Raw genomic sequence first — 1,070 nt, forward strand, 5'->3', positions numbered from 1 at the left:
TGACCGGCAAGTCGGCGGGGGCATCGTCGTATTCAGGCGTCCTCGCCGCGCCATCCCGGCCGGTTGCGGTCCAACCAGGATTCGACGTCGGCACGGCGCCACAGGCGGATCCGCGGGTGGTCGATCAGGGGGTCGGGGAAGCCCTTGCTGTTGGCGACCGATACGGCGTAGCTGCGTGCGACCCGCTCGCCGCGGCGGGACGTGCGGCCGAGGAGATCCCGTAGCTGGTCGATGTCGACGAGATCCCGCAGCTCGGCCCGGGGGACATGGTCCTCGTCCTCACCGTCGTCTGCCGGCATGCGCTGGACGCTAGGAACGTACGCACGCCCTAGCCGTGCGATCTGTACGTACGTACATGGACTCGCTATGGTGCCCCGGACACGTGGCAATGAGTAGGTCCCGCCGGTATGCCCACCGACGGGACCGCGGCCGACCTATGCAGGAGGCGACCGATGACAGCAGTCTCGCAGCACGAGCGCGACAGCGACGACGGTCGGGATGTCCGAGGTGTGCGCATGATGGTCAGCACGGTCAGCGGTACAGCCGACCTGTACGTCTGCGCCGGTGTCGGCCCGGACGAGCTGATCCGCGTGCTGGCGACCTACATCCCCGCGCGGGCGAGGCTGGAGTCGACCGGCCTATCCGGCGGGGAGCTGGTCTTTCACTTCACCCTCGGGTGAGCCCGTCAACGGCCGCCGGCACCCGCTGCGCCGGGCCGTTGTACCGCGCTCCGAGCGTCTGGAACCGCTCAGCGACCTGAAGACCGGTCTCGTCAGGATCGCGTTCCGGCTCTGCGCTGAGGACCGCGGTCAGCGCCCGGGTGAACAGCGTCTCGTAGTCCTTGGCATCGAAGAGCATGCGGCAGAACTCGCAAGCCGGCCACCAGGGCGCCCCGAGCGGCCCGGCGATGGTGAGCGTCCCGTCCAGGCTGGTCACAAGCTCCTGGACGGGTTCCAGCGGGTAGCGCCACGCGGGGTCCGACTGCCGGCAGAACCAGCACCGGTCGGCCTGGACGGGTAGCAGGGTCACCGGCGGACCCCGGCCCGGACCCGGTCGGTGATCTGCCGTGG

Annotated in this window: 3 protein-coding genes; 1 reads left to right on the top strand and 2 read right to left on the bottom strand. The window is 69.8% G+C overall.

The annotated features are described in order from the left end of the window. Nucleotides 1-32 precede the first annotated feature (32 nt). Entirely contained in the window at nt 33-299 is a 267-nt protein-coding gene (locus DD1DGNOD_RS00735) for a hypothetical protein (protein WP_131769209.1), read from the bottom strand. 153 nt (nt 300-452) lie between these two features. On the opposite strand from DD1DGNOD_RS00735, the gene DD1DGNOD_RS00740 reads away from it, so the two are divergent. Beyond that, on the top strand, nt 453-680 hold the full coding sequence (locus DD1DGNOD_RS00740) for a hypothetical protein (RefSeq protein ID WP_131769210.1): 228 nt from the start codon (nt 453-455) through the stop codon (nt 678-680). Here the strand turns inward: DD1DGNOD_RS00740 and DD1DGNOD_RS00745 are convergent. After that, on the bottom strand, nt 667-1,070 hold a 404-nt coding region (locus tag DD1DGNOD_RS00745; protein ID WP_206442863.1), incomplete at its 5' end, for a hypothetical protein. The genes DD1DGNOD_RS00740 and DD1DGNOD_RS00745 overlap by 14 nt on opposite strands.

Origin of the sequence: Candidatus Protofrankia californiensis (assembly GCF_900634765.1) — a bacterium.
GTDB classification, from domain to species: domain Bacteria; phylum Actinomycetota; class Actinomycetes; order Frankiales; family Frankiaceae; genus Protofrankia; species Protofrankia californiensis.